The following is a 25,010-nucleotide window of genomic DNA, read 5'->3' as shown; positions in this document are numbered from 1 at the left end:
AGCATATTACTCAACGAATGGAGAATAGCAATCAATATATTCTTACTCTGAGTCGAACTGGGTTGATAAATGATAGCTGTGATCACGAAATAAAGTAGCGCGTAGATCACATATAAAGTTAAAATAAGCTTATTCGAATTCCTGGTCATAATAAGTTGTTGCGTCTTGAATCAGTTGGTTCATTTCCTCTGACTCTTTCTCTATACGCTCTGGTGACCAATCAAAATATTTGGCCATTTTATCTATAACGAAATCTTTATAATCGATGGTACTTTGTATATTAAAGTATAGACGTCCGGTTCTTCGAACAAAAAAGTCTGCGACAGTCACCGTAAGTTCTTTTTTTACGCAGTGATTTACTTCAGCAGCAATTAGTTCTTGTTCAGAAATAGTCTTATTCTCTCCCTTGGCTTCATCTATGATTTCTTTGCAATCCTGTCCATAATTCGTAACGATGTACCAGGCATAGTACGGATTAATATTTTCTATTTCGAATGCTGCTGCTAAGGTGTCAATGTATTTTTTTACTTCCTTATTCGATTTAAATGGCTGCGTAGTAAGTGGTATGGATTCAGTTTTTGAAGGTGGAAATAGCTTGCTTTCCTCTTTTTTCAGTAGATCACATACCAGATCGACTATTTTTTCAGACATCTTTCGATATCCCGTTAATTTACCTCCAGCAATTGATATCAACCCATTATCCGCATGAAAAATTTCATCTTTTCTGGAAATTTCTGAAGCTGACTTCCCATCTTCATGAATCAGCGGCCGTAATCCTGACCAATTTGATTCTACATCTTCTGCACTTAGGCCAATATCTGGAAAAGCACTATTCACAGCGTCTAGAAGGTACGCCAGGTCATCCTTGGTTGCAACAATTCTATTGAGATCGCCATGGTATTCTGTGTCAGTGGTTCCGACATATGTAGCTCTTCCTCTGGGAATGGCAAAAATCATTCTTCCATCTGGAACATCAAAATATACGGAATGCTTTAAAGGTAGCTTGACATGTGGAAACACCAAATGTACGCCCTTTGTCAGATGTAATCGTTTGCCCTCAAAGGAATCGTTCATTTTTCTAAGGGTATCCACCCAGGGACCTGCTGCAGAAACGACCTTCTTGGCTTTGATATAGTAGTGCTGATTCTTCAGTCGATCTACTACTTCCACTCCTTTGATCTTTTCGTCTTCTAAAAAGTCAACCACCTCACAGTAGTTTAAAGCTACCGCTCCAAGACTCACTGCTTTTTTGATCAATTCTATGGTCAGTCTGGCATCGTCAGTCCGATATTCAGCGTAATAACCAGCTGATTTCAATATCGATTCATCCAGTAAAGGTTCTTTTTTTAGTGCCTCCTCCTTGGTTAGCATTCTTCTTTTATCATCACCTGAAACTCCGGCGAGCCAATCATAAACCCACAGTCCGACTGAAGCTGAATACTTTCCGAAGGTTCCATCTTCAACAATGGGGAGAAGCATTTTTTCCGGAAGCGCAAGATGAGGAGCCAATTGATTTAAAACAGCTCTTTCTTTACCCGTTTCACGTACAAGCGCAACATCAAACTGCTTTAGATATCTTAACCCGCCATGAATCAGTTTGGTAGATTTAGAACTCGTTCCTGAGGCAAAGTCATTTTTCTCGACAAGCGCTACCTTAAGGCCTCTGCTGGCAGCATCAAGAGCAATTCCGCATCCTGTTACACCTCCGCCGATAATTAGTAGATCGAACGGTTCTTTATTCAAGGTTTCTACTATATCTTGTCTTCTCAATCCAGAAAATGGAATATCATGCATATCTAAATCTTGTGGTCAGTAAATTCAAGTAAGTTATTCAGCTCAATGTAAAAATCCAAGTATATTAATAAGGTCAAAGCGCATTTAGCCCTCTTCGCTGTCAGTATTTTCTATAGCTGCAACTACATCATTGCCCAAGATGTGATGCAAGGAGATTTTATTCCTCCTATAGCCCTTGTACTTTTCAGAGTAATAGGGGCCGGAACTATGTTTTGGATCATACATGTCTCATTCATAAGAGAACGAATAAAAAAGAAAGATGTTCCATATTTTATTCTCTGTTCTATTATCGGAATTGTAATCGCTCAAAATTCATTTCTAATGGGTCTGGAAAAAACGCCGACTATTAATGCTTCTCTGCTTGTAAGTACCACTCCCATTATTGTAGCAGGCTTCAGCGTAGTTATACTCAAAGAGCGATTGACGCTAAATAGAATAGCAGGCATCGTTCTCGCTGGAATCGGAACAGCAGTGCTTTTAAGTGCCAGAGGAAAAATAGATTTTAGCAATGATTATTTACTGGGGAATTCACTCATTATTTTAAACGCAACCGCTTATGGACTTTATCTGGTGCTCATCAAACCATTGCTTAGAACTTATCATCCTTTGACTGTAATCAAATGGGTATTCACCTTCTCCGCACCTATGATTATTATTATTTCCTATCGCGATTTTATTCAGATAGACTGGAGTGCCTTTACAACCTATGCCTGGATTGGACTTATCTACGTCATCATTTTTGCCACTTTCTTTACTTATCTGTTTAATGCATATGCCATTAAAATTTTAAGCCCTGTAGTCGCTGGTTTATATCTCTACCTCCAGCCCTTTATAACCACCGTACTGTCCATTGGATTTGGTAAAGATGAATTAACCCTTCATAAGATCATTGCAGGTATTTTAATTCTCACTGGTTTATATTTCGTCATTAAAAAAAGTTTTCCACGGAACACGTAGATTATATTCTAATGTGTAGTGAAGTGCTTTATAAACATTTAGCTGATAATCCAAAACAAATAAATATAAAAAATATATATATGAGCTTGAATAACAACAATTAGCAATTGTTATCCAATTTGAAGTTCGTCAAGGATATGTTGATAAATAAATGGTGCAATCAATTCCGCCAGCTTCTTTTTTATTTATATTTACCACCTGTTAATTATAATCCGGCTTAAGAGAAATATGGAAAACAGAACGAGACGAGACCACAAACTAAAACATCTGGTGAGTGAGTTCGAGGCTATGTCAGAAACTGGGAATCTGTCTTACCTCGACGAAAAAACTTACTATCAGTTGATCAATTACTATCAGGGGGAATTTCTGATAGACAAAGCGCTGGCTGTGGTCCAAATGGCCATCGAACAATATCAATATAGAGTTGAATTTTTTATCACGAAAGCAAGATTGCTCATCAGAGGTAAAAGAATAGAGGAAGCCCTTGAAGTACTTGAAGAGGCTGAAATCATATCACCATTTGAGAACGAAATCACCATATTGAAAGCCAGGTGTTTCGGTGGCAATGTTGGACTTAAAATGCTAGAGCCCATCAAGCAATATGCGGGTAAAGATGAACTTTGTGAGATCTATTTCTCTGAAGCACTGATTTACGAGAGTGGAAAACGTTATAAGCGGATGTTTTCTACGCTCAGAGAACTGCTCTTGATCAATCCTTTATACACCGAGGCCCTGGAGAAAGTATATATCAGCGTAGACATTTCGAAATGTTATGAGAAAAGCATTGAATTTCACAATGAGCTGCTTGAAATAAATCCTTACAACTTTTTGGCATGGTATAATCTGGGACATGCTTACTCCAGTTTAGGCGAATATGACAAAGCCATAACAGCCATGGAGTATAGCTTTATAGTAAATAAAGATTTTGAACTGGCCTATCTTGAATGTGCTGAGACTTGTATCTATCTCAATAATTATCAAAAGGCGCTCACGATTTTCGAAGAGGCCAATCAATATTTCGGACCAGATAGCGAAATACTACTTCAAATGGCAATATGCAATTTGAATCTGGACAATTTGTTATCTGCAAAAGCCAATTTATTTAGTGCGCTTCGATTAGACTCCTATAATGATGAAATTTATTTCTATTTAGGCCAATGTTATTTGAAAGAGAAATCCTTGCATTCAGCCATAAGTGCATTTAAGAAAGCAGCAAATATAGATGAAGAGAGGGAGGAGTACTTTGAAGGAATAGCTACTGCCTATGTTCAATTAGGAGACAATACGAATGCTGTTAAGTATTACGAAACAGCTACAGAATTAGCCCCTTACAAAGAACACCTATGGTACCAATATGCCAGTTTGCTGATTAAACTTGGGCGTGTAGAAGATGCCCTCGAAGCTCTGGATGAAGCTGAAGAAGAATCCTGGGGTCCGGAATTGCTTTACTGTCGTGCTGTTTGCCTTAGTCTGATCGGCAGAAAAAAAGAGGCTTTAGCGATATTGGATGAGGCCTTAATCGATGATTTTTCAATGCACGGAAAACTGTTTGATCTGGATCCATCACTGAAATTCGACAAAGACATACTCTCTATCATACACTACTATGAGGGAGAATCAAAGATGTAAGAGAATCCTCTTTATTCAGGGGTGAAACTCAATCTTTATTACCAAAATTCGACAGTCTTCTGCTTGCAGAAGACTGTTTTTTTTGATCAATGACGTCTTTCTAAATTTAAATTTTCTTGCTTCATGAGATGTAAATTCTGATTTACTCCGAAATCTGGAATCTCATTATTTCTAATTTGATTTCGCCACTTATTAAGCCTGTAAAAGCTAAAGATGAAATACCAAATCTTACCAGACTTCTTCAAATATTCTAAAACCACTTCTTTTTCCCCAACTTTCAATAGCTGTTCTGCTAACATCATATTGGGTCCAAAAGACTTGAGTTGAGGTGAGCCAATTTTAAAATTAATTGATTTTAAAAGGTTCTTTTTTGCCTCTTCGATATTCTCCTCAGCAAGATGAATTAAACCGAGATAGGTATGACTGATGTGAATTAGATTAGAATAATTCCATTCTCCTTTCTCTACTTCAGCCAAATTAAGCATGACAGATACAAATGCCCTAGCCATTGGATAATCCCCATCTAAAAAAGCATCAAAAATCTTATTTTTTAAATATTGGGTTTTTTCAAAATTAGAATATACTTGATTGGTCTTCATAAGATCATCAATGTTTTCAATTTTTAATCGGTTCCCAATCGACTGAAATTACCTAATAAAAGGATCTGAAAATCTTTCTGCAGTGACAAATTCCTGGTCTGTCAGTGTTTTTAAGAAAGCAACCAAAGCCGATTTTTCTCTGTCATTGAAATTTAGGTGTTTGACTTGCCCCGCTTCCAGAAATTTATCATCCAAATTATTGTGCAATTGAATATTTGAACTGTAATGATCAACCACTTCTTCTAAAGTAGCATATCGACCATCATGCATGTATGGAGCGGTCAATTCAATGTTTCTTAAAGTTGGAATCTTAAATTGGCCCTGGCCGAATCCATTATCGGAATAAACGACATCCAAACCAATATTTGCAGTTCCCATGATTTCAGGACCTGCATATTCGCTATCACCAAAACCGTTGTCCGATTGATCAATAAAATCGTTAGAGATTCGCGCACCTGCTCCTCCGCCGTCCGGAGCACTGAAATTTATGCCTTTGTGGCACGAAGAGCACTGTGCATCTTTACTAAAGAAGATTTCTTTGCCTTTCAATTCAAGTTCTGAATAATTGGTAAAGCCCTTAGCTGCGCCAGTATCAAACTTGGATTCCATGGAAACCATTGATCTCAAAAACTGAGACATGGCATCTACCACTTTTTTTTCTGTAATCACTCGATCTCCGTAAGCTTCCTCAAATAACGGATCATAATATTCAATAGTTTTAAGTTTTCTTACCAAAGACTCCATGGATTCCATACCCATTTCGATGTGGTTTTTGATGGGCTCACTAATCAAATCTTCAATCGAACTGGCTCTTGAATCCCAGAAAAGACTATTGTTTACGATTGGATTAACAATGGCCATACTATTTCTAGGCGTGACCTTGGTTTCGAACCCCACACTAAAAGCTTTAGAATCTGAAAATGCCAATGACTGTTCATGGCAAGAGGCACAGGAAACTCTGTTATTTAGCGATAATTGGGTATCATAAAACAATACTCTTCCTAATTTTGCCCCTTCATTGGTTACACCGGTATTTTTTAGGAGTTGAGGAACCTGTCTTGTTGCCTCACTGATTGCGGTTTTATAACTTCCATTGATATAGTCAAAGTTTTCATCAGGCAGCTCCAGAACAATGTCTTTCTTATAAATTTCTATGTTTTTCTCGCAACTAAGGGTGAGAAGGAATATCAAAGACAGGAGACAGGTGGTGTAGATTGTTTTCTTCATGATTTTCATAAGTGGATTGTTATTATAACGATTTTTTTCCAATTTCTGTATGATGGGCTTAAAATTTATAGTTAAGAAATATAGATATGGGTGGTATTACTGTTGCATTAAAAATACTGGAGGTTCCACCTACCACCCCTAAAAACCCTATGCCTTCTGTACTTAAGCTTAAATTCTTAAAAATAAAATATTCAATTCCCAAGCCAAGTCCAATCCCTGCACCTGCATGTTCATTGTCAGAAAAATCGTTGATCGGAGAATTAAAATTACCCGCCATGAACATCAGATCAAAAGTTTGATAAAAGGTAAACTTCTCGTTGACCAGATGTCGACGCTCAAATCCCAGGCGGAGATTGAAATTGAAGATATCGGGACCCTTAGCATTGAAATTAGGAACATTAGCGTTAAAATCATTTGATAAGAGATGCATACCGATTCCCATTCTGAAGGCATTTTGGTTTCTGATGAATTTCAATGTAGCAGAATAAGGTCCCGTTCGATTCGAAACCTGTTTGAATGGAATCAATTGATTGACGAGAGCCGTTATATTCATCCCAAATTCAGTGATCAAGTCTTCCTGGGTTCTTACCTCTATGGTGTCTTGTGCTCTAAGACCATAGGTATAAAAAATAATCAATAAAAGTAGTATTCGCTTCATCTTAAAATCTTACCATCACATATAAATTGACAGGAGGTGTTATTTGCGCCTCAAATCCGATTATTTTTCGTTCACTGTTGATGTCCATGTTGAATTGAAATGACTCGGTTCGCTTTGAGATTTTATATAGTCCATAAATATTGCCTTCTGTGCCGAGATACATAAACTTATTGATGTAATACTCAAAACCGTAAACTAAGCCACCTCCCAACCCCTGAGTGTCGGTTCTGATCGATGTTACATCTATCGAATTACTTACCGTCGTTTCTTCATTCTTGATCATCGTGACCAAATCTAATCCGTAGTAAAAGCCAAATCTATTGCCCAGGTATTTCTTCCGTTCCCAACCTACTCGCGCGTTAAGCTGATAATTATTGAATATGAATTGTTCAATGTTTACAAAAGTCTCATTCGAATTATCAAAAGTAAAACCCACACCAAATCTGACCGCGTTTCTGCCGTAATTCAATTTAGCGACAAATGGATAGGAAGCGATGTTATCCTGATTGCTACTATTACCTATAAAAGAACTTAAAACATTGGTGATATTCAATCCTATATCACCAGATTTGGGAAAAGTGAAATCATCCTGACATTTTACAGAGTTGATCAAAAATAGAAGGAATAGAAATAGTAAAAAAGTTTTATGCATAGTTCTGTTTTGGCCAGAATCCTGGTGTATACTTAGGGCAACTTCTCTTTAAAACGTGCATTTCAGTAATTTATTGATTTTATCAAAAGATTAAAGCCGCTTTTACGAATTATTTTAATAAATTATTCGCGAAATATAACGAATGGAGAATAAAACTAAGGTTCACAATTATTTTACTGATTTTGATGTCAATCTTTTTAGAGCTGGCAAACACTTCAAGCTTTATGAGAAATTCGGAGCGCATCCTATGGAAGTGGATGGTGAAAAAGGAGTTTATTTTGCGGTATATGCTCCATCCGCCGACAGAGTGAGGGTTGTAGGAAGTTTTAATGGCTGGATTGGTGAGGGTTATGACCTTTATGTTAGATGGGATAGCTCAGGTATATGGGAAGGTTTTGCACCAGGCCTGGGAGAGGGAGAAATGTATAAGTTCGAGATATTTTCCACAAAAGATGGAAGAATCAGGCATAAAGCTGACCCCTATGCTTTCAAAACAGAACTGATGCCGAAATCGGCGTCCATTATTTGGACTTCCAAACATAAGTGGAAAGATAAAAAATGGATGACGAAGGGACGAGCAGAGAAAAATCAGCACGAGTCGCCATTTGCAGTATATGAGGTCCATCTGGGAAGTTGGAAAAAAAATGGTACAGATTCTCTTTCATATAAGGAGCTTGGAAAAGACCTGGTAGACTACGTCAAGGAAATGGGGTTTACTCATGTGGAGATGATGCCGATTACTGAGCATCCGTACTATCCGTCCTGGGGTTATCTTTCTACTTCTTATTTTGCGCCGACCAGCAGATATGGAGATCCTGATGAACTTAAGTTTTTAGTAGATTCCTTTCACAAAGCAGGAATAGGTGTTCTCGTGGATTGGGTACCGGCCCATTTTCCAAATGATGAATTTGCGCTTGCAGACTTTGACGGTTCCTGTGTTTATGAGCATTTTGATCGGCAAAAAGGTTTCCATCCTGACTGGAACAGTTTGATTTTTAATTTCGAGCGAAACGAAATTAGATCCTTCCTCATATCCAGTGCTTTTTATTGGTTTGAACACTTTCATTTCGATGGATTAAGAGTGGATGCGGTATCGTCTATGCTTTACCTGGATTATTCCAGAGACGAAGGTCAATGGTCTCCCAACATATTCGGAGGAAATGAATATCTGGCGGCCAAGGATTTCTTGCGAGATCTCAATATTGCCATTTATGGCACTTTCCCCAATGTGCAAATGATTGCGGAGGAATCTACCGCTTTTCCTGGAGTGACCAAACCCGCTCATACAGGAGGACTAGGATTTGGAAAGAAGTGGATGATGGGTTGGATGAACGACACATTAGAATACTTTTCCAGAGATCCCATTTATAGAAAATACCATCATAACGAGATCAGCTTCTCGATGACTTATGCATTTACAGAAAATTTTATGTTGCCACTTTCACATGATGAAGTTGTTCATGGAAAGGGTTCCATTATTTCTCGTATGCCGGGTGACGACTGGCAACAGTTTGCAAACCTAAGATTACTTTATTCCTACATGTATACTCATCCGGGAGATAAGCTTCTATTTATGGGTAATGAAATAGGTCAAAGATCAGAATGGAATTTTAATGAATCCTTGGAATGGTTTGTTCTGGATTATACTTTACATAAGGGGATCCAACAGCTGGTCAAAGACCTGAATCAACTTTATGTTGAAGAATCGGCATTGAATGAAAAGAACTTTTCGCCTGATGGCTTCGAATGGATATCCTATGACGATCATCAAAACAGCGTTCTTTCTTATGTGCGAAAAAGTGAAGATGAATCTGTTTTGGTCATTTGTAATTTTACACCGAATGTTCTGCATGGTTATAAAATTGGAGTTCCAGGTAAAGGAAAGTATAAAGTGCTTTTAAATACAGATAGTGTGAAGTATGGTGGAAGTGGAAGTTCAAAGAAAAGAGTATACAGCACGATTGCGGAGAAATCTCATGGTCGGGAATACAGTCTCGAAATGAGTCTGGCGCCATTGGGAACCGTGATATTGAAAAAGGAGAAGAAATGAAAGTTTTACAAGTGAGTACCGAATGTTATCCGGCAGCAAAAGCTGGTGGAATGGGTGATGTGGTGGGATCATTGCCTAAGTACCTCAAGAAATTTGATGTGGAAGCATCTGTGATTATTCCTAAATATGACATGATATGGTTTCATGACAAAGCTTATGAAACAGTCTTTACAGGAGCTTTCTACCAAAGAGGAGATTATATACAATTTGCTATCCAGAAAATTCGGAAGAGTGGTTTGGATTTTGATTTATATTGTGCAGATATCCCCGGAAAATTTGACAGAGATTCCATCTATCTTGCTCCTGATGGTCATGGTTTCAGAGATGAAGTAGAAAGAAATGTTGCGTTTCAGAGAGTAGTTCTGAGTTGGCTTCATTCTGATCAGTCCAAGTTTGATCTGGTACATTGTCATGATCATATGACAGGATTGATCCCATTTTTTATGAAATATGGTTACGAGTACAGAGGTCTCGAAAATGTACCAACTTTTTACACCATTCACAATGCAGCCTATTATGGTGCCTTTGATTGGCATCACTACGAAACACTGCCAGCATTTGAAGGAAGACATGCTGGCTTGTTAGATTGGGATGGAACCATTCATTCCATGGCTTCGGCGGTGAGATGTGCTTCTATGGTCAATACGGTTTCTCCCAGTTATATGGAAGAGATCACTCAGCAACCTGGCAGTCTCGCCTATCTATTCGGTGGTGCAAGGCACAAGTGTATAGGTATTCTAAATGGTATTGATAACGAAGAATGGGACCCCAAGACTGATGATTTGTTGACTCATAAGTGGTCTAAGAGTTGGGATAATTTTAAGCAAACTAATAAGCAGCATTTCGCTGAAAAGTATGGATTGAATCCGGATAAAGCATGGTATTCCTTTATAGGAAGGTTTACAGAACAAAAGGGTGTGGATACGCTGGCTCCTGCGATTAGGGCACTATTGACACAAGACAATGATGCATGTTTTATCATACTGGGTAGCGGTGATAAAAGATTGGAATTTGAGATTCAACATTTGGAAACACCGGGAATAGTGAAGTCTTTCATCATGTACAATGAAGCGCTTGCCCATGAAATATATGCGAGTTCAGACTTTATTGTTATGCCATCTCGCTTTGAACCTTGTGGTTTGAATCAGATGTTTGCCATGCGATACGGCACAGTGCCAGTAGTAAGGGCGACCGGTGGGTTAAGAGATACCGTTACTGAGTCTCCGGAAGATGGGACAGGATTTACCTATGATCAAAGCAATTCGTATGATTTTGCAAGAGCTATGATGAGAGCACTTCAGACTTACAAGAACAAAAAAGAATTCAAAAAATTAAGATTGAGATGTACGCGAAAGAATTTCTCCTGGGAGAAGTCAGCTCAAGAGTATGCAGATCAATATAAAAAATTAATAAAATGACAGAAAAAACAATTTCCATCATATTGGGCGGGGGAGCCGGAACCAGATTGTATCCACTTACGAAAGACCGTTCTAAACCAGCTGTACCGCTAGGGGGTAAATACAGATTGATTGATATTCCTGTGAGCAATTGTCTAAACTCCGGTTTGAAGAGAATTTTGGTTTTAACCCAGTTCAATTCAGCATCCTTGAATAAGCATGTCACCAATACTTATCACTTTGACATATTTTCTAAAGGTTTTGTGGACATCCATGCAGCAGAACAGACCCGGGACAATGAAAAGTGGTTTCAGGGAACCGCTGATGCAGTCAAGCAAGTGATGCCCAGGATCAACATGCATGAGCATGAATACATCATCATTCTCTCTGGAGACCAACTCTATCAGATGGATCTAAAAACCATCATTAACCATCACACTGAAACAGGTGCTGATGTAACCATCGGGACCATACCTGTGGACGCCAGTGATGCGCCAGGTTTTGGCATTATGAAGGTCGATGAGGATGATAATATCAATGATTTTATCGAGAAGCCGAGTACAGACCAATTGGATAAATGGACTTCCCCTGTCGAAGAGAAATATGCAAAGGAAGAAAAGCACTACCTGGCTTCTATGGGAATATACGTTTTCCGTAAAGAAGCAATGAAGAAGCTTTTTGATGACATGCCGGAAGCAACAGATTTTGGAAAGCACTTCATTCCACATGCAGTGGAAAATGATGACTACAAGGTATCCAGTTATCCTTTTGGTGGCTATTGGTCAGACATTGGAACGATTAAATCATACTATGAGGCCAATCTGATGCTGAATGATTTTCTTCCACAATTTGACATGTATAGCAATACGTTCCCGCTTTATTCAAGAGCGAGAATGCTTTCGCCTTCTAAAATATTTGGAACATTAGTCAACAATAGTTTAATATCTGAAGGTTGTATTTTACATGCAAGGGAGATTGAAAATTCTGTGATAGGAATAAGGTCGCGAATTGGGCCACGTACATTTGTCAAAGATTCTGTCATATTTGGTAATGATTTCTATCAGAAATTAGAAGATATTTCTGAAGCCTCTCAGCAAAAACTTTTAGGTATTGGAAAAGATTGTAAAATCGAAATGGCCATTGTAGAGAAAAATGTTAAGATTGGAAATCATGTGGAAATAAAGGGGAGCGCCCAACTGGAAGATTCAGAAACAGACTTGTACTGCATTCGAGATGGTATCGTGGTGGTCAAGAAGGGTGTTCATATCCCGGACAACAAAAAAATAGGGTTTATAGAAGGTCAATATTAAAATATATCCCTCTATCGGTCATGGATGAGCATTGGAGGCCAACTCATTTATTTGATAAATTGTCATTTATACTTTTACGTCTCGAATATAAGATGATACGAGTGTTTCAATACTTATGCTGATTGAAGATCTGAGTATATGGGAGGATACCATTAATTCTTGCTCAGGGATGATGGTAACACGGTTTATTAAAGAAAGCTTTATGCAGTAAGAACTTTCATGCTCAAATGAAAAAATCGTTCAACCTTAATTTTAAGCAGTGTTTTGCCTATGTGGATATCACCAGTAAAATTAGCTTAATACAAATTGAATTTAGAGAAAGACATATTGTCTATCGGTAAGCTATTGTAAACCATGTAAATTATAGTAATACTATTGGCCTAAAAATCCAGCTGAGACAAGTATCTCATATCGTTGATATCTGAATAATCGTACTCATAGATCTTTTCAGGACCCACTACAACAAGTAGACCATCATTGGCAATCACATCATAGGCTTTAAAACCCTCAAAATGATATAGTTCAATGAAATGAGTAGGATCACTGACATCCATCACTTTCAAACCATTGTTGGCTTCGCAAATGAAAAGTAGGTCACCATCAAGAGTAATTCCTCTTGGAGATTCCATCTGTACAGTATTGATGTGCTTGGGATGATTGATATTCTCAATATTAAATACTCTGATTTCATTTCGATCTACTTCACGGCACTGCCCAATTTGTATGGAAGACAAACTTGCAAATGCTGTTTCGTCATTTACAGCAATCGGGTCGCGCTGACAAAAATCTGCTCCGAAACCGGTATAATCAGTGATGCTGGAGTTTCTCGGAATTCCTTCTGTATCAATTTCATAGATATACATGGCCTGAGGTGAACCCACAAATAAGTTTCCTTTATAATGAAGCAATGATTCTATATTAAAACCAAGAAATTGCTCATCGATCAATTCAGGGTTTTCAGGATTTTCTAATGAATAAGTTTGTAAATCTTCTTTTGTAATGACATACATGAGGTTGTCTAGAACAATCATATTCGCGTATGATCCCTGTGTATTGGTATCAGAGGGTGCGATAGTGGAGATGCCCAGGTCTACTTCACAAGAAATAAGCAGAAAAAGAGCGCTGGCAAATAAGAGATGTGTCAATTTCATAGTAATTATTTTAGATTTTTTCACAATTTGGGTTTTCTACGATTTCCTTATTCCACGACTTCACCAAGCCTTTTTCGGGGTCTGGACACACAAAAAATTCACCTGATGTCGCAAATTCCGGAAACTGCTCCTTCATATTTTTAAAGAAAACTCCTTCAATATACATTTCAAATTTGATATTTCCAAAATCTGAGATGTTAATTACAAGCATATGAGGCCCATTATCAGCATAAAGGAAGCCGTCCCTAAAATTAAATGTCTGATTACCGGGAATATTCCAGAAATAAATATAGGAAGGATTGCCGGGCACAGTATTATCAATAACATGAATACCTCGTTTCTTATCGTTAACAAACAAATAATTGCCGGATTGGACAATCGTTCCTTGCTGAACGATGGGTTGGGGTGGCAGAGTTCTTATTGAGCTAAAATCAAGTGCATCAAAGTAAGTGGGAACGTAGGCCAGTGCTTTAAATTCCTGATCTCTGCAACCCAGTAGAAAAACTAGTATGAAAATGATTGCTAGCCTCATCTCCCCAGAGCGTATGAAATGTTCAAATGTGCATATACTATCGGATGAGGTGTGGTAGAACGGGCCAACATTCTATTGACCGTAAAAAACTCTGTCTCATCACCCTTTAGTTCAGTGGTCAATCTACCTATACCAATGCCACCACCTGCTTCCAGATAGGTTCTTGAGTTGAGTTTAAATAGCAACTGATTAGATAGATTCATCCCTGTCAGCATCGTTTCTAATTTTCTATAATTGAGAAAATTAAACTCACCATTTGTTGCAATGGTAGGTCTTACCACTTGTCCCCTGGTAAACCGATGGGTTAAATTAACACCGCAAACATAAGAGACCCAGCTACTTCTGGCCAGGAAAATCTCTACGCCGGGTCGTATTCGTATGCCTTGCTGTTCTTCAATTGATGTAAAAAGATAGGCTGTTTCGCAAGTCAAATTAATTCGCTCATTCAGTCTTTTATCAATACTCATTTGAAGGCCAGGATATAGATTGACCAATGCAGTAGGTGTAACTCCAATTCTCCACTTTGGAAATACCATGACCTCTTGTGCACTAGTGCTCCATCCCAGGAAAATTAAAAAAAGAGTCGATAAAAATTTAACCATGGTTTATTAATAATGATTTAAGAACCCATATCGCTGCTTATTCCTTGAGCCATTACATGATTTGGACCTTATATTCTACAATTTATTGATTTTCATAGACAAAGAATACAAAGAACACACAATTATTGCGTTGAATACGTGATTCTCATTATGACACATGTTAAAAAAGAGTAATCTTAGCAATTTTATTACTTTTGTGGTTCAATTTTAGACTAATATGCTATCAAATAAAAAACTAATAAACATCGCAGGTTGGAGTGTTTTTGCCATCAATGCTATAGTTTACTTTTTTTCAGCCGAGAGAACGGGTAGTTTATGGGATTGCGGCGAATTTATCTTAGGCGCCTATAAATTACAGGTAGTGCACCCTCCAGGAGCACCACTGTTTATGATTGTAGGAAGAGTGTTTGCCTTTTTTGGAGAAATTTTTTCTTCCAAACTTTCAGACATCGCATTCGCTGTCAATTTGATGTCAGGTATATGCTCTGCATTTATGGCGATGTTTGTAGCCTGGATTACCATGATTTTTGGAAAATTAGCGATGGTAGGAAGAGAAGGAGAATTGACTGGTGGTGCAAGTATTGCGAATGCACTTTCCGGAGTGGTTGCAGGACTTGCAAGTGCCTTTGCGACCTCCATTTGGTTTTCTGCGGTAGAAGGTGAGGTATATGCTATGTCTACTTTTTTTACTGCATTGACCTTTTGGTCGGCAGTTAAATGGTATGCGCTTCCCGATGACGAGCGTTCAGACAGATGGTTGTTATTTGCACTTTATGCTGTGGGTTTATCTACAGGAGTTCACCTTTTAAGTATTCTGACGCTTCCAGCAATTGCACTTTTATACTATTTCAAGAAATATAAAAAGCATTCAATCGGTGGAGGAATTTTAGCCGTCGCTGCTGGGATGGTCGCCGTGGGTATTATTCAAAAATTGATCATTGTAGGGATTCCTACGCTGTGGAAGAATTTTGAAATTTTTGCTGTCAATGGTTTGGGTCTGCCATTTCACTCAGGTCTGGCCATCACCTTAATATTATTAGGTGCCTTGGTTTACATAGGGCTCAGACATGCTCATACTAAAGGAAAGTATCTTCTTCAAATGGGTTTGGTAGCGCTTACACTAGTTACTATAGGATTTAGTACCATTGGAGTAATTGTGATCAGAGCCAATGCGGATACTCCTGTCAATATGAATGTTCCTAGTGATGCTGTAAGATTACTCCCCTATCTTAATAGGGAGCAATATGGTGAAAGAGCTTTGCTTTACGGGCCACATTTTGATGCTCAACCTCAAGACGTTGAGATTGAAAAAAGATATGGAAGAGTGGGAGACAAATACGAATACGTCGATGAGAAGTATGAGTATGTGTATAATCAAGAAGATAAGATTTTGTTTCCAAGGATAGGTCATAACGACCCAGGGAGATCTCAGCTCCATCGCATGTGGTGGGGACAGGACACAGGGACACCTGGTATGGCGTATAATCTGAAGTTTCTATTCCAATATCAATTGGGGTGGATGTATGGCCGATACTTTATGTGGAACTTTGCTGGAAGACAGAATGGAGATCAGGGATATTTTCCATGGGATAAAAGTGCCGGTCATTGGGTATCAGGAATAGGTTTTGTAGATGATGCCAAGTTGAATTATGATATGGATGATTTGCCTGAGAGCATGGAAAGTCTGGCCAACAATAATTATTACATGTTGCCTTTTCTCTTTGGTTTAATAGGACTCTTTTTCCATGCCAAAAGGAGGCCGAAGGATTTTACGGCACTCTTTATGTTATTTTTAATAACAGGTATCGGAATTGTAATTTATTCGAATCAACCTCCAAATGAGCCCAGAGAACGAGACTATGTTTTAGCGGGATCTATATTTAGTTATTGTATCTGGATAGGTATGGCGGTCAATGCCATTTATCTTGGATTCGAAAGATATAAATTCAAGGGTATTCCAGCGGCAGCTGTTGCAGGGGCTTTGGTTCTTGTGGCACCATTGCTGATGGTAACAGAGAACTTTGATGATTTAGGTAGAAAAGATCATTATGCTTCCAGAGATTATGCCTCTAATTTTCTAAATTCATTAGAAGAGAATGCCATCATTTTCACTTATGGAGATAATGATACTTATCCCCTGTGGTATGCTCAGGAAGTCGAGGAAATCAGAACTGATGTACGGGTGGTTAACTTAAGTTTAATTGCCGTAGATTGGTATATCAATAAACTCAGGTCGAAAGTAAATGAATCCCCTGCTTTAAACCTAACTATTACAGAAGAAGCTTATCGAGGATCGCAAAGGAACCAATTGTATTTCATTCCTCCTGATAACAAAAATCCCGTTAATATATATTCAGCACTTAAATTGATGAGTAGCGATGCCAGGCCTCAAGGTGTGAATGATCGTATTAAAGGTTATGTGCCTTCCAAACACCTGGTTTTACCAACCAATAGGGAAGCAGTAGCCAGGATGGGCATGACTGTGCCAAATGATTCATCGGCAATTGTACCATCTATACCATTTGTATTTGCAGATGGCAAGCAGTCGCTGAGAAAGGATGAGATAGCGATTTTGGATGTGATTGCTTCTAATATTTGGGAACGACCAATCTATTTTGCGGTCACTTGTAAGAATGAGAAGTTGATGGGCATCAATGACTATACCCAATTGGAAGGTCTTGCTTTCAGAGTAGTTCCTTTTAAAACCACTTCGGATAGGAACATAGGCATATACGGAAGCGGTCGCGTTAATACGGAAGCATTGTATGATAATGTTATGAACAAATGGCGATGGGGTAATTTTGATAATAAGAAGTTGTTTATTGATAATAGCTATGGTGCAGAAATTCAGGCGATGCAAATGACGATCAGACGGGGTGCTGAAGAAATGGCTAAATATGATAGATCTAAGGCCGTTGCATTAGCAGATAAGTATTTTGAAGGATTTCCAAACATGAATTTTCCTTATGATGACAATGTTTATCCTTTCATCCAGATTTATTTTAGGGCTGGAGAGATGGAGAAAGCTAAGAAACATATGAGGATTTTAGCTGAAGTATCTGCTGAACGACTTGCATTTTTTGACACTTTGGATGAGGAGACCAGAGATGGTAGTTTTAGGAGAGAATATGTTCTGGCACTGAAGGCTGCAAATCAAATCTTGCAGGATGTAGATAAGCTGGGAGATCCGAACTTTGCGACAGAGATGAGAAACCTTGTTGGCAACTGGAATTTGAGCGGATTGGCTAATTAATTGAATAAAGCTATAGCTAGAAGGTGCTTTGGTATTTTTTTTGGGACTGCTTTGGGACTTGCAAATTTTATTTGCAAGCTGTTAGATAAGGCTTTAAACTGCCTTTTGAAATTGCAAGCTATCAGATAGCAGTTTTAGTCTAGTATTAGTTTGATGATAAACTTGCATTAGATTCACGACGGGACTTTTAAATTCTATTTTCAAGCTATCAGATAGCAGATTTCGAATGATTTTGGGCTTTCAGGCTCTCTTTGCAAGATTTGATTAAATTTTGATCACCATTTATTACCGTACTTCCAAATACATTTGCAAGCTTTACAGATAGAAAATTCTTCGATCTGCAATTGGCCTCGAAGATTAAAATATATAAAAAATGAAAATAGCAATTGGTGGCGACCATGCAGGTTTTCCCTACAAAGCACCACTTATTAAAATGCTTCAAAAAATGGGCCATGAAGTCAAAGACTTTGGCACCAACTCTGATCAATCTGTTGATTATCCGGACTATATTCACCCATTGTCCAATGAATTGGCTCAAAAGAAACATGACCTGGCCGTTATTTTATGTGGTAGTGGCAATGGTGTCGCCATTACCGCTAATAAACATCAGCACATCAGGGCAGCGGTCTGTTGGAAAGTAGAGCTGGCAGAGTTGGCCCGTCAACACAATAATGCCAATGCAATTGCGGTTCCAGTTAGATTCGTGAGTTTCAAAATGGCCAAAAACATGGTTAAAGCCTTTTTAACCTCAGAATTTGAAGGTGGTCGACACGAGAGAAGAGTCAATAAAATTCCGGCTCACTAACCATTGACATAAAAGAGAAATACTCAAATATGGAAGTTTTGCTATAAGTACAATTTAATGTAATAACAATGAAAGAGAAACTCACAATAATATTGCTACTCGTATTTGGCCTAGTTCAAGCTCAATTTATAGAGAGTGTCACAACACCAGATACCTCGATCCAAAAAATAATGGATGAGAAGGATCCTGCGTATACGACTAGTATGACCATTACAAAGGAAGATCTGATCAAGCATCTTACCATTCTGGCTTCAGATGAATTTCAGGGAAGAGAAACAGGAACACCAGGTAACGATCTGGCATCTGCATACATCGCTGGTGAATTAGAAAGAATGGGAATTGAACCTTTGCAAGGAGATAGCTACTTCCAAAAAGTTGATTTTAAATGGATCAGTTGGGACGAGATTTCTATTCATGTAGGAGAAAGTAGATTTAAGCATTTATGGGATTTCTTAGCCTTTCCGGATCAAAATATGGACTTAGGAAAAATCGATGTTGATGAAGTGATTTTCATGGGTTATGGAATAGATGATCCAAAATATACAGATTATAAAAGAGCGGACATAGAAGGAAAAGTCATCATGATTAATGAAGGTGAACCTATGGATGAGGACGGCAAATATTTAATCAGCGGCGATACAGGAGAGTCAGAGTGGTCACAGTATCCTGATAAAAAATTGGAATTGGCATATGAGAAGGGCGCGAAGGTGGTATTGATCATTACCAAGGATATTCAGAAGATGTTGGCAGAAAATAGGAGTAAGTTATTGGGCCCAACAGTAATCATTGGCCAACAAGAAGACAGTCAGACTAAAAAGGCTAATTCAATTTACATCTCTTCTAATATTGCTAAGGAGATTATTGGAAATAAAGAGAAAAAAATGCTTAGAGCTAGAAAGCGGATTGCGAAAGGTAAGTTTAAGCGTGTGAAACTTAAGACGGATATGGAATTGGTGCAAAAGCGAAGCGATTACGAATTAGCTGGTAATAATATATTGGCCTACATTGAAGGAACAGATAAAAAAGATGAAGTCTTGATCGTATCTGCTCACTATGATCATGTTGGAATGAGAGGCGATGATGTTTTCAATGGTGCTGATGATAATGGCTCGGGAAGTACAACAGTTCTGGAGTTGGCAGAGGCCTTTCAAATTGCTAAAGAAAATGGCAATGGTCCTAGGAGAAGCATCCTTTTTCTATGGTTAACAGGGGAAGAAAAGGGGCTTCTAGGTTCTGAATATTATACTGAATATCCGGTTTTTCCGCTCGAAAAAACCATTGCAGATATTAATATCGATATGGTGGGAAGAGTAGATGAGAAATATGAAGACTATCCCAATTATATTTACGTGATAGGCTCAGACAGAATCAGCCAGGATCTTCACAATGTCAATGAGGAAGTGAATCAACTTTATACCCAATTGACTTTGGATTATACCTATAATTCCGAAGAAGATCCTAACAGATTTTACTACAGATCGGATCATTATAATTTTGCTAAAAATGGGATTCCTTCTATCTTTTTCTTCAATGGTGTGCATGAGGACTATCACAAGACTACAGATACAGTCGAGAAAATCAATTTTGATAAAATGACGCAGGTAGCGCGACATATTTTTCAATTGGCTTGGAGGTTGTCTAATCAGGATGCAGACCTAAGAATTACCAATGGTAAAGCGTAAATAGGAATGCAAGGACTGAAAGATGTAGTTCGCTAGCTGTGATCGTATTTTATTGTAATTATCGGAGTCTTAAACACTGTCTTGGGACTGCCAAATTCCATTTGCCAGGTAATTAGATATAAGCCTTTCAATCCTGCAATTTCAGCACACATCCCATTCTCAAATCTCCTATCATTTTTAATTCTTGACCAGTTATTTAAATATCTTCACCCTATGATTAAAAACTTAGTAGCTCAACGAACTGGTCTGCCCCAATCCAAAGTCTTTAAAACGGTCGAACTTCTTGACGACGGAGCCACCATACCATTCATTGCAAGATACAGAAAGGAAGCTACCGGCTCCCTTGACGAGGTTCAAATCAGCACCATTCAACAAGAATTGAGAAACGTACAAGACCTCCTCAAACGAAAAGAGGCCATCCTCAAGTCTATCGAAGAACAAGGCCAACTCACCGCTGAATTAAAGAAACGCATTCAAGATACCTGGAATGACAAAACATTGGAAGATCTTTATCTTCCTTTTAAGAGAAAGCAACAGACCAAAGCTGCAATTGCCAGAAAGGCAGGATATGAAGGGCTTGCTAAAATCATAATGGCCCAGCGAACAGATAATATTCGATCTCAGGCTAAGAGGTTTGGTGATCCCGATGAGGCATTGGAAGGGGCAGGGCACATCATCTCTGAATGGATCAGTGAAAATCCAGCTGTCAGAGATATCGTCCGTTCTATTTTCAACAGAAAAGCGATAATTACCAGCAAGGTCATTAAAAATAAGAAAGAGGAAGCTTCAAAATATAGAGATTACTTCGATTATAACGGTTTGTTAAAGAAAACGCCTTCACATCGCTTACTTGCCATTTTGCGTGGAGAGAATGAAGGAATGTTAAGATCCAAGGTAGACATTGACATTGATGAAGCTCAAAGCAGGCTCAATCGATACTACATAAAACGACAAACAGATGCACAGTCCTATATCATAAGTGCAATTGAAGATAGCTTAAAAAGACTCATTCTTCCTTCCATCAGAAACGAAGCCTTGAAAGATGCCAAAGATGCAGCGGACAAAGAAGCAATTAAGGTTTTCGCGCGGAATGCTGCGGATTTGCTCCTTAGTCCACCTTTGGGAGCCAAGAAAGTAATGGGCATTGATCCGGGATTTAGAACTGGTTGTAAGGTGGTCTGTCTAGATGAAAAGGGAGATTTACAGAAAAGCACAACGATTTACCCTCATCCTCCACAAAATCATGTACAGAAGGCAGAAGATGAAGTTTACACACTAATATCAAAATTTGAAACGGAAGCCATTGCTGTAGGAAATGGTACTGCTGGACGTGAGACTTTCCTATGGTTGAAAAAATTAAATCTACCTAAGGTTGAAATCTATTTGGTCAATGAGGATGGTGCATCCATTTACTCTGCCTCTGAAATTGCCAGAGAGGAATTTCCGAATGAAGACCTCACCGTCAGGGGTGCAGTGAGTATTGGACGGAGATTGATGGATCCATTAGCTGAATTGGTAAAAATTGACCCTAAATCCATTGGGGTTGGCCAATATCAGCATGATGTTAACCAGAAACTATTGAAAGAAAGTTTGACTGAAACAGTGGAAGCATGTGTCAATAAAGTAGGAATCAATCTGAATACAGCCAGTAAGCATTTGCTGAGTTATGTTTCAGGTTTGGGGCCTGGACTTGCACAAAATATAGTAGACTATCGCAGTGAGATTGGAAAATTTACCAATATTGAACAGCTAAAAGAAGTTCCTAGACTTGGTGTAAAAGCTTTCGAACAATGTGCAGGATTTATTCGAATTAAAGATGGGGTGAATCCGTTGGACAATACAGGAGTTCATCCGGAGTCCTATTCAGTTGTAGAGAATATCATAAAAACCTTACGAACTGAATTATCGGCTTTAGTAGGTAATGTTAGACTTATTGAAAGTATAGATTTAAGCCAATTTGTTAATAGTGCCGTAGGACTTCCAACAGTATATGATATTGTGAATGAATTGAAGAAACCCGGATTAGACCCAAGGTCAAAAGCCAAACAAATTGACTTCCAAGAAGGACTAGAAACAATCTCTGATCTTAGAATTGGCCAGATACTTCAAGGTCAAGTTACCAATTTGACTAAGTTTGGTGCATTCATTGACATTGGAATTAAAGAATCTGCCCTCTTGCATATTTCCCAAATCACCGATCGGTTTATTTCTGATCCTGCAGAAGTTTTATCCATTCAACAAAGTGTCGAGGTTAAAGTGACCGATGTGGACTTGAAGAGAAAAAGAATAAGTGTGAGTATGCTAGATGTCAATTAAGCAGTTGAATATGTGAAAGTTTAACTATTTAGATTATAAACAAGTTTCACTTTTTGACACTTTTAAAATTATTCGGCTATAAAAAAGGGCCGTATTTCGAGAAAATACGACCCATTATTTCATAAGAAATTACGTCATCACTTTATGATCACGAACTTATTTACAATTTGGTAATTAGCCACATTTATGGTTGTAAAATATATACCTGCTGCAAAATCTCCAGTATTTATCGTAATTTCTGAATCTTGATTGTTGCTTTTTGCGTAACCCATCCATACTACTTTACCGAGCTGATCCAAGATCTTAACTTTTTGATTTTGAGTACCTCCTTCGACTTTGATAGTAATCCTTTCTCGTGCTGGATTTGGAAATAATGTCATGGTTGGGCGGGCTGCATGATCATCTAATTGAGCTGATCTTCCTTTCGCTGACTTGTGGACCGTTATCGAACCACCTCCTATATCCTGGGTCTGGTAAGATTCATCATCCTCACCGAACTGGTTATCGTATATGACAAAATCGCCATTATCCATGTCCCATATCTTAATTCTAAATTTATCCGCTTCACTAGGTTCATTTATGTCAGAATCAATACCAGTAATCATGAAACCATAATTTCCTTCACCGTTGACTTGACCTTCTCCTTTGAATTTAGCATTCGCACCAGCAATCACCAACCAGTCATAAACCGTACTTTTAAAATTAAAATTCGCTGCATTCAAATGAAAGGTAGAATTGCCATCTGGAACATTTGCTCCTTTTTTAAATTTAGATATAAATCCAAAATTAGCCTTACCATAAATATTGACATCGGGTCTATAAGCACCCATAGGGGATTCAATCCAACCTCCTCCGGTTACAAATCCTCCATTTGGATCATAAATGACAGCATATGTGGTTGCTGCTAATTCACTGCTATTTCCAGAGGCATCTGTAAGATAAAGAGAAATAATATAAACGCCTGGTTCCGAATAGGTGTGGGACCCTGTAATCGTATTCAAATTTTGATCTATGTTGGCCGGAGAAGAGCTTCCTGAGGCATCTCCCCAAAACCATGTTCCACTATGGTCATTTTTATCACAATTGTCAGTATAAGAACTTGAGGCATTTATGCTCGTTCCTAATTGGATTGGATCCAACGGTATAATAATTTCGCTCATCTCAGGTGGTGATAAATCGTAAACGATCACATTCTGCGTCCCAATAGATGTGTTTCCATTTCCATCATCAAATTCCCAGTTGATCACTGTTAATCCAAGATCTGAAATCGGTAGAGATACGTTGGTGGTTCCAGTAATTAAACCTGCACAATTGTCCAGCGCCTCTGGTGCAGTTAAAGAAGATAATTCGCATTCCGCTGTAATATCATCTAAAATAGGAATATTAGGTGCAGAACTATCTCCTACGTCAATAAGTTGTGTCACATTAGCTACATTCCCACACGTATCAACAAATGTCCAAGTTCTCAATTCACTGTAAGCATTAGGACTTGTTCCTGCTGTAATCTGGACAGTCGGCGAGACAGTGATTTCACCATCACAATAATCGATTGCAGTGAGATTTATGGGTGGTGGGACCTCGTCAGCACAGTCCAAAATCAGGCCTGCAGGAGCCGCTGGTGGGACTGGAGCTGTATTATCTTCTACAATAATAGTCTGACTTACTGAGGAAGTATTGCCACAGGTGTCTGTAAATGTCCAGGTACGGACCATGGTAAAATCATTCAGGCAACTTCCCGGTATTATTTGAGCAGTTGGTGACACAGTAATGTCACCATCACAATAATCGATTGCAGTGAGATTCACTGGCGGAGGCACATCATTACCACATTCCAAAATGAGGTCAGCAGGAGCTGCTGGTGCGACTGGAGCTGCATCATCCAGTACAACTATTTTTTGGCTCACTGACGAAGCATTACCACAAGTGTCCGTAAATGTCCAGGTACGAAACATAGTAAAATCATTCAGGCAACTTCCCGGTAATATTAGAGCAGTTGGTGACACAGTAATGTCACCATCACAATTGTCGGTTGCAGTGAGATTAACAGGCGGCGGTAGATCTGCAGCACAGTCCAAAGTGAGATCAGCAGGAGCCGCTGGTGCGACTGGAGCTGTTTTATCTTCTACAATGATCGTCTGACTTACCGCTGAAGTATTGCCACAAGTGTCTGTAAATGTCCAGGTACGAAACATGGTAAAATTATTCAGGCAACTTCCCGGTATTATTTGAGCAGTTGGTGACACAGTAATGTCACCATCACAATTGTCGCTTGCAGTGAGATTAACAGGCGGCGGTAGATCTGCAGCACAGTCCAAAGTGAGATCAGCAGGAGCCGCTGGTGCGACTGGAGCTGTTTTATCTTCTACAATGATCGTCTGACTTACTGAAGAAGTATT

General features: G+C 38.6%; 18 protein-coding genes. 9 read left to right on the top strand and 9 right to left on the bottom strand.

Annotated features, from left to right (window positions below):
* Positions 1-129: 129 nt before the first annotated feature.
* Positions 130-1,794: a glycerol-3-phosphate dehydrogenase/oxidase gene (locus L2567_RS19910; protein ID WP_235299616.1), complete on the bottom strand. Its 1,665-nt coding sequence runs from the start codon at positions 1,792-1,794 to the stop codon at positions 130-132.
* Positions 1,795-1,857: 63 nt separating this feature from the next.
* Here L2567_RS19910 and L2567_RS21225 point away from each other — a divergent pair, with 63 nt between their 5' ends.
* Positions 1,858-2,751, top strand: coding sequence for a DMT family transporter (locus tag L2567_RS21225; protein WP_319942146.1), 894 nt, complete (start codon positions 1,858-1,860; stop codon positions 2,749-2,751).
* 228 nt (positions 2,752-2,979) lie between these two features.
* Positions 2,980-4,380, top strand: coding sequence for a tetratricopeptide repeat protein (locus L2567_RS19900; RefSeq protein ID WP_235299615.1), 1,401 nt, complete (start codon positions 2,980-2,982; stop codon positions 4,378-4,380).
* A gap of 86 nt (positions 4,381-4,466) precedes the next feature.
* Here L2567_RS19900 and L2567_RS19895 read toward each other — a convergent pair whose 3' ends face one another.
* From L2567_RS19895 to L2567_RS19875, 4 genes are read right to left on the bottom strand one after another with little or no spacing between them, the layout of a single operon-like run.
* Positions 4,467-4,979, bottom strand: a complete 513-nt coding sequence (locus L2567_RS19895; protein ID WP_235299614.1) for a hypothetical protein — start codon at positions 4,977-4,979, stop codon at positions 4,467-4,469.
* A gap of 48 nt (positions 4,980-5,027) precedes the next feature.
* Complete coding sequence (locus L2567_RS21220; RefSeq protein WP_319942145.1) at positions 5,028-6,206, bottom strand: cytochrome-c peroxidase; 1,179 nt, start codon at positions 6,204-6,206, stop codon at positions 5,028-5,030.
* A gap of 58 nt (positions 6,207-6,264) precedes the next feature.
* Complete coding sequence (locus L2567_RS19880; protein WP_235299613.1) at positions 6,265-6,864, bottom strand: hypothetical protein; 600 nt, start codon at positions 6,862-6,864, stop codon at positions 6,265-6,267.
* Position 6,865: 1 nt separating this feature from the next.
* The gene (locus tag L2567_RS19875; RefSeq protein ID WP_235299612.1) at positions 6,866-7,516 is read right to left on the bottom strand and encodes a hypothetical protein; all 651 of its coding nucleotides are present in this window, start codon (positions 7,514-7,516) and stop codon (positions 6,866-6,868) included.
* A 142-nt stretch (positions 7,517-7,658) separates the two neighbouring features.
* Here L2567_RS19875 and glgB point away from each other — a divergent pair, with 142 nt between their 5' ends.
* The 3 genes from glgB to L2567_RS19860 are packed head-to-tail and all read left to right on the top strand — an operon-like array spanning position 7,659 to position 12,273.
* Positions 7,659-9,566: a 1,4-alpha-glucan branching protein GlgB gene (glgB, locus tag L2567_RS19870; protein ID WP_235299611.1), complete on the top strand. Its 1,908-nt coding sequence runs from the start codon at positions 7,659-7,661 to the stop codon at positions 9,564-9,566.
* Complete coding sequence (locus tag L2567_RS19865; RefSeq protein WP_235299610.1) at positions 9,563-10,984, top strand: glycogen synthase; 1,422 nt, start codon at positions 9,563-9,565, stop codon at positions 10,982-10,984. The genes glgB and L2567_RS19865 overlap by 4 nt, the downstream gene beginning before the upstream one ends.
* On the top strand, positions 10,981-12,273 hold the full coding sequence (locus tag L2567_RS19860; protein WP_235299609.1) for a glucose-1-phosphate adenylyltransferase: 1,293 nt from the start codon (positions 10,981-10,983) through the stop codon (positions 12,271-12,273). The genes L2567_RS19865 and L2567_RS19860 overlap by 4 nt, the downstream gene beginning before the upstream one ends.
* Before the next feature lie 380 nt (positions 12,274-12,653).
* Here the strand turns inward: L2567_RS19860 and L2567_RS19855 are convergent, their stop codons facing one another.
* The 3 genes from L2567_RS19855 to L2567_RS19845 are packed head-to-tail and all read right to left on the bottom strand — an operon-like array spanning position 12,654 to position 14,558.
* The gene (locus L2567_RS19855) at positions 12,654-13,424 is read right to left on the bottom strand and encodes an LVIVD repeat-containing protein (protein ID WP_235299608.1); all 771 of its coding nucleotides are present in this window, start codon (positions 13,422-13,424) and stop codon (positions 12,654-12,656) included.
* 10 nt (positions 13,425-13,434) lie between these two features.
* The gene (locus tag L2567_RS19850) at positions 13,435-13,956 is read right to left on the bottom strand and encodes an LVIVD repeat-containing protein (RefSeq protein WP_235299607.1); all 522 of its coding nucleotides are present in this window, start codon (positions 13,954-13,956) and stop codon (positions 13,435-13,437) included.
* On the bottom strand, positions 13,953-14,558 hold the full coding sequence (locus L2567_RS19845) for a hypothetical protein (protein ID WP_235299606.1): 606 nt from the start codon (positions 14,556-14,558) through the stop codon (positions 13,953-13,955). The genes L2567_RS19850 and L2567_RS19845 overlap by 4 nt, the downstream gene beginning before the upstream one ends.
* A gap of 217 nt (positions 14,559-14,775) precedes the next feature.
* Here L2567_RS19845 and L2567_RS19840 point away from each other — a divergent pair, with 217 nt between their 5' ends.
* From L2567_RS19840 to L2567_RS19825, 4 genes are all read left to right on the top strand, one after another.
* Positions 14,776-17,811, top strand: coding sequence for a glycosyltransferase family 117 protein (locus tag L2567_RS19840; RefSeq protein WP_235299605.1), 3,036 nt, complete (start codon positions 14,776-14,778; stop codon positions 17,809-17,811).
* Between the two features lie 373 nt (positions 17,812-18,184).
* Complete coding sequence (rpiB, locus tag L2567_RS19835; RefSeq protein ID WP_235299604.1) at positions 18,185-18,616, top strand: ribose 5-phosphate isomerase B; 432 nt, start codon at positions 18,185-18,187, stop codon at positions 18,614-18,616.
* A 68-nt stretch (positions 18,617-18,684) separates the two neighbouring features.
* A complete protein-coding gene (locus tag L2567_RS19830) occupies positions 18,685-20,298 on the top strand; it encodes a M28 family peptidase (RefSeq protein WP_235299603.1) in 1,614 nt (537 codons plus the stop codon).
* A 213-nt stretch (positions 20,299-20,511) separates the two neighbouring features.
* Positions 20,512-22,614 carry a Tex family protein gene (locus L2567_RS19825; protein ID WP_235299602.1) on the top strand — a complete coding sequence of 701 codons (2,103 nt, stop codon included), beginning with the start codon at positions 20,512-20,514 and terminating at the stop codon, positions 22,612-22,614.
* Between the two features lie 137 nt (positions 22,615-22,751).
* Here the strand turns inward: L2567_RS19825 and L2567_RS19820 are convergent.
* On the bottom strand, positions 22,752-25,010 hold a 2,259-nt coding region (locus tag L2567_RS19820; RefSeq protein ID WP_235299601.1), incomplete at its 5' end, for a T9SS type A sorting domain-containing protein.

Source organism: Portibacter marinus (genome assembly GCF_021533195.1).
Classification (GTDB): domain Bacteria; phylum Bacteroidota; class Bacteroidia; order Chitinophagales; family Saprospiraceae; genus Portibacter; species Portibacter marinus.
Note: the sequence above shows the minus strand (reverse complement) of the source record. Positions and strands in the feature narration are given on the sequence as shown.

Bases quoted from the DNA above. Each gene is read 5' to 3' on its own strand.
- L2567_RS19865 (WP_235299610.1), top strand. From the start codon at position 9,563: ATGAAAGTTTTACAAGTGAGTACCGAATGTTATCCGGCAGCAAAAGCT.
- L2567_RS19880 (WP_235299613.1), bottom strand. From the start codon at position 6,864: ATGAAGCGAATACTACTTTTATTGATTATTTTTTATACCTATGGTCTT.
- L2567_RS19840 (WP_235299605.1), top strand. From the start codon at position 14,776: ATGCTATCAAATAAAAAACTAATAAACATCGCAGGTTGGAGTGTTTTT.
- L2567_RS19850 (WP_235299607.1), bottom strand. From the start codon at position 13,956: ATGAGGCTAGCAATCATTTTCATACTAGTTTTTCTACTGGGTTGCAGA.
- L2567_RS19875 (WP_235299612.1), bottom strand. From the start codon at position 7,516: ATGCATAAAACTTTTTTACTATTTCTATTCCTTCTATTTTTGATCAAC.
- L2567_RS19825 (WP_235299602.1), top strand. From the start codon at position 20,512: ATGATTAAAAACTTAGTAGCTCAACGAACTGGTCTGCCCCAATCCAAA.
- L2567_RS19900 (WP_235299615.1), top strand. From the start codon at position 2,980: ATGGAAAACAGAACGAGACGAGACCACAAACTAAAACATCTGGTGAGT.
- L2567_RS19910 (WP_235299616.1), bottom strand. From the start codon at position 1,794: ATGCATGATATTCCATTTTCTGGATTGAGAAGACAAGATATAGTAGAA.
- L2567_RS19830 (WP_235299603.1), top strand. From the start codon at position 18,685: ATGAAAGAGAAACTCACAATAATATTGCTACTCGTATTTGGCCTAGTT.
- glgB (WP_235299611.1), top strand. From the start codon at position 7,659: ATGGAGAATAAAACTAAGGTTCACAATTATTTTACTGATTTTGATGTC.
- L2567_RS19895 (WP_235299614.1), bottom strand. From the start codon at position 4,979: ATGAAGACCAATCAAGTATATTCTAATTTTGAAAAAACCCAATATTTA.
- L2567_RS21220 (WP_319942145.1), bottom strand. From the start codon at position 6,206: ATGAAGAAAACAATCTACACCACCTGTCTCCTGTCTTTGATATTCCTT.
- L2567_RS19845 (WP_235299606.1), bottom strand. From the start codon at position 14,558: ATGGTTAAATTTTTATCGACTCTTTTTTTAATTTTCCTGGGATGGAGC.
- rpiB (WP_235299604.1), top strand. From the start codon at position 18,185: ATGAAAATAGCAATTGGTGGCGACCATGCAGGTTTTCCCTACAAAGCA.
- L2567_RS19855 (WP_235299608.1), bottom strand. From the start codon at position 13,424: ATGAAATTGACACATCTCTTATTTGCCAGCGCTCTTTTTCTGCTTATT.
- L2567_RS19860 (WP_235299609.1), top strand. From the start codon at position 10,981: ATGACAGAAAAAACAATTTCCATCATATTGGGCGGGGGAGCCGGAACC.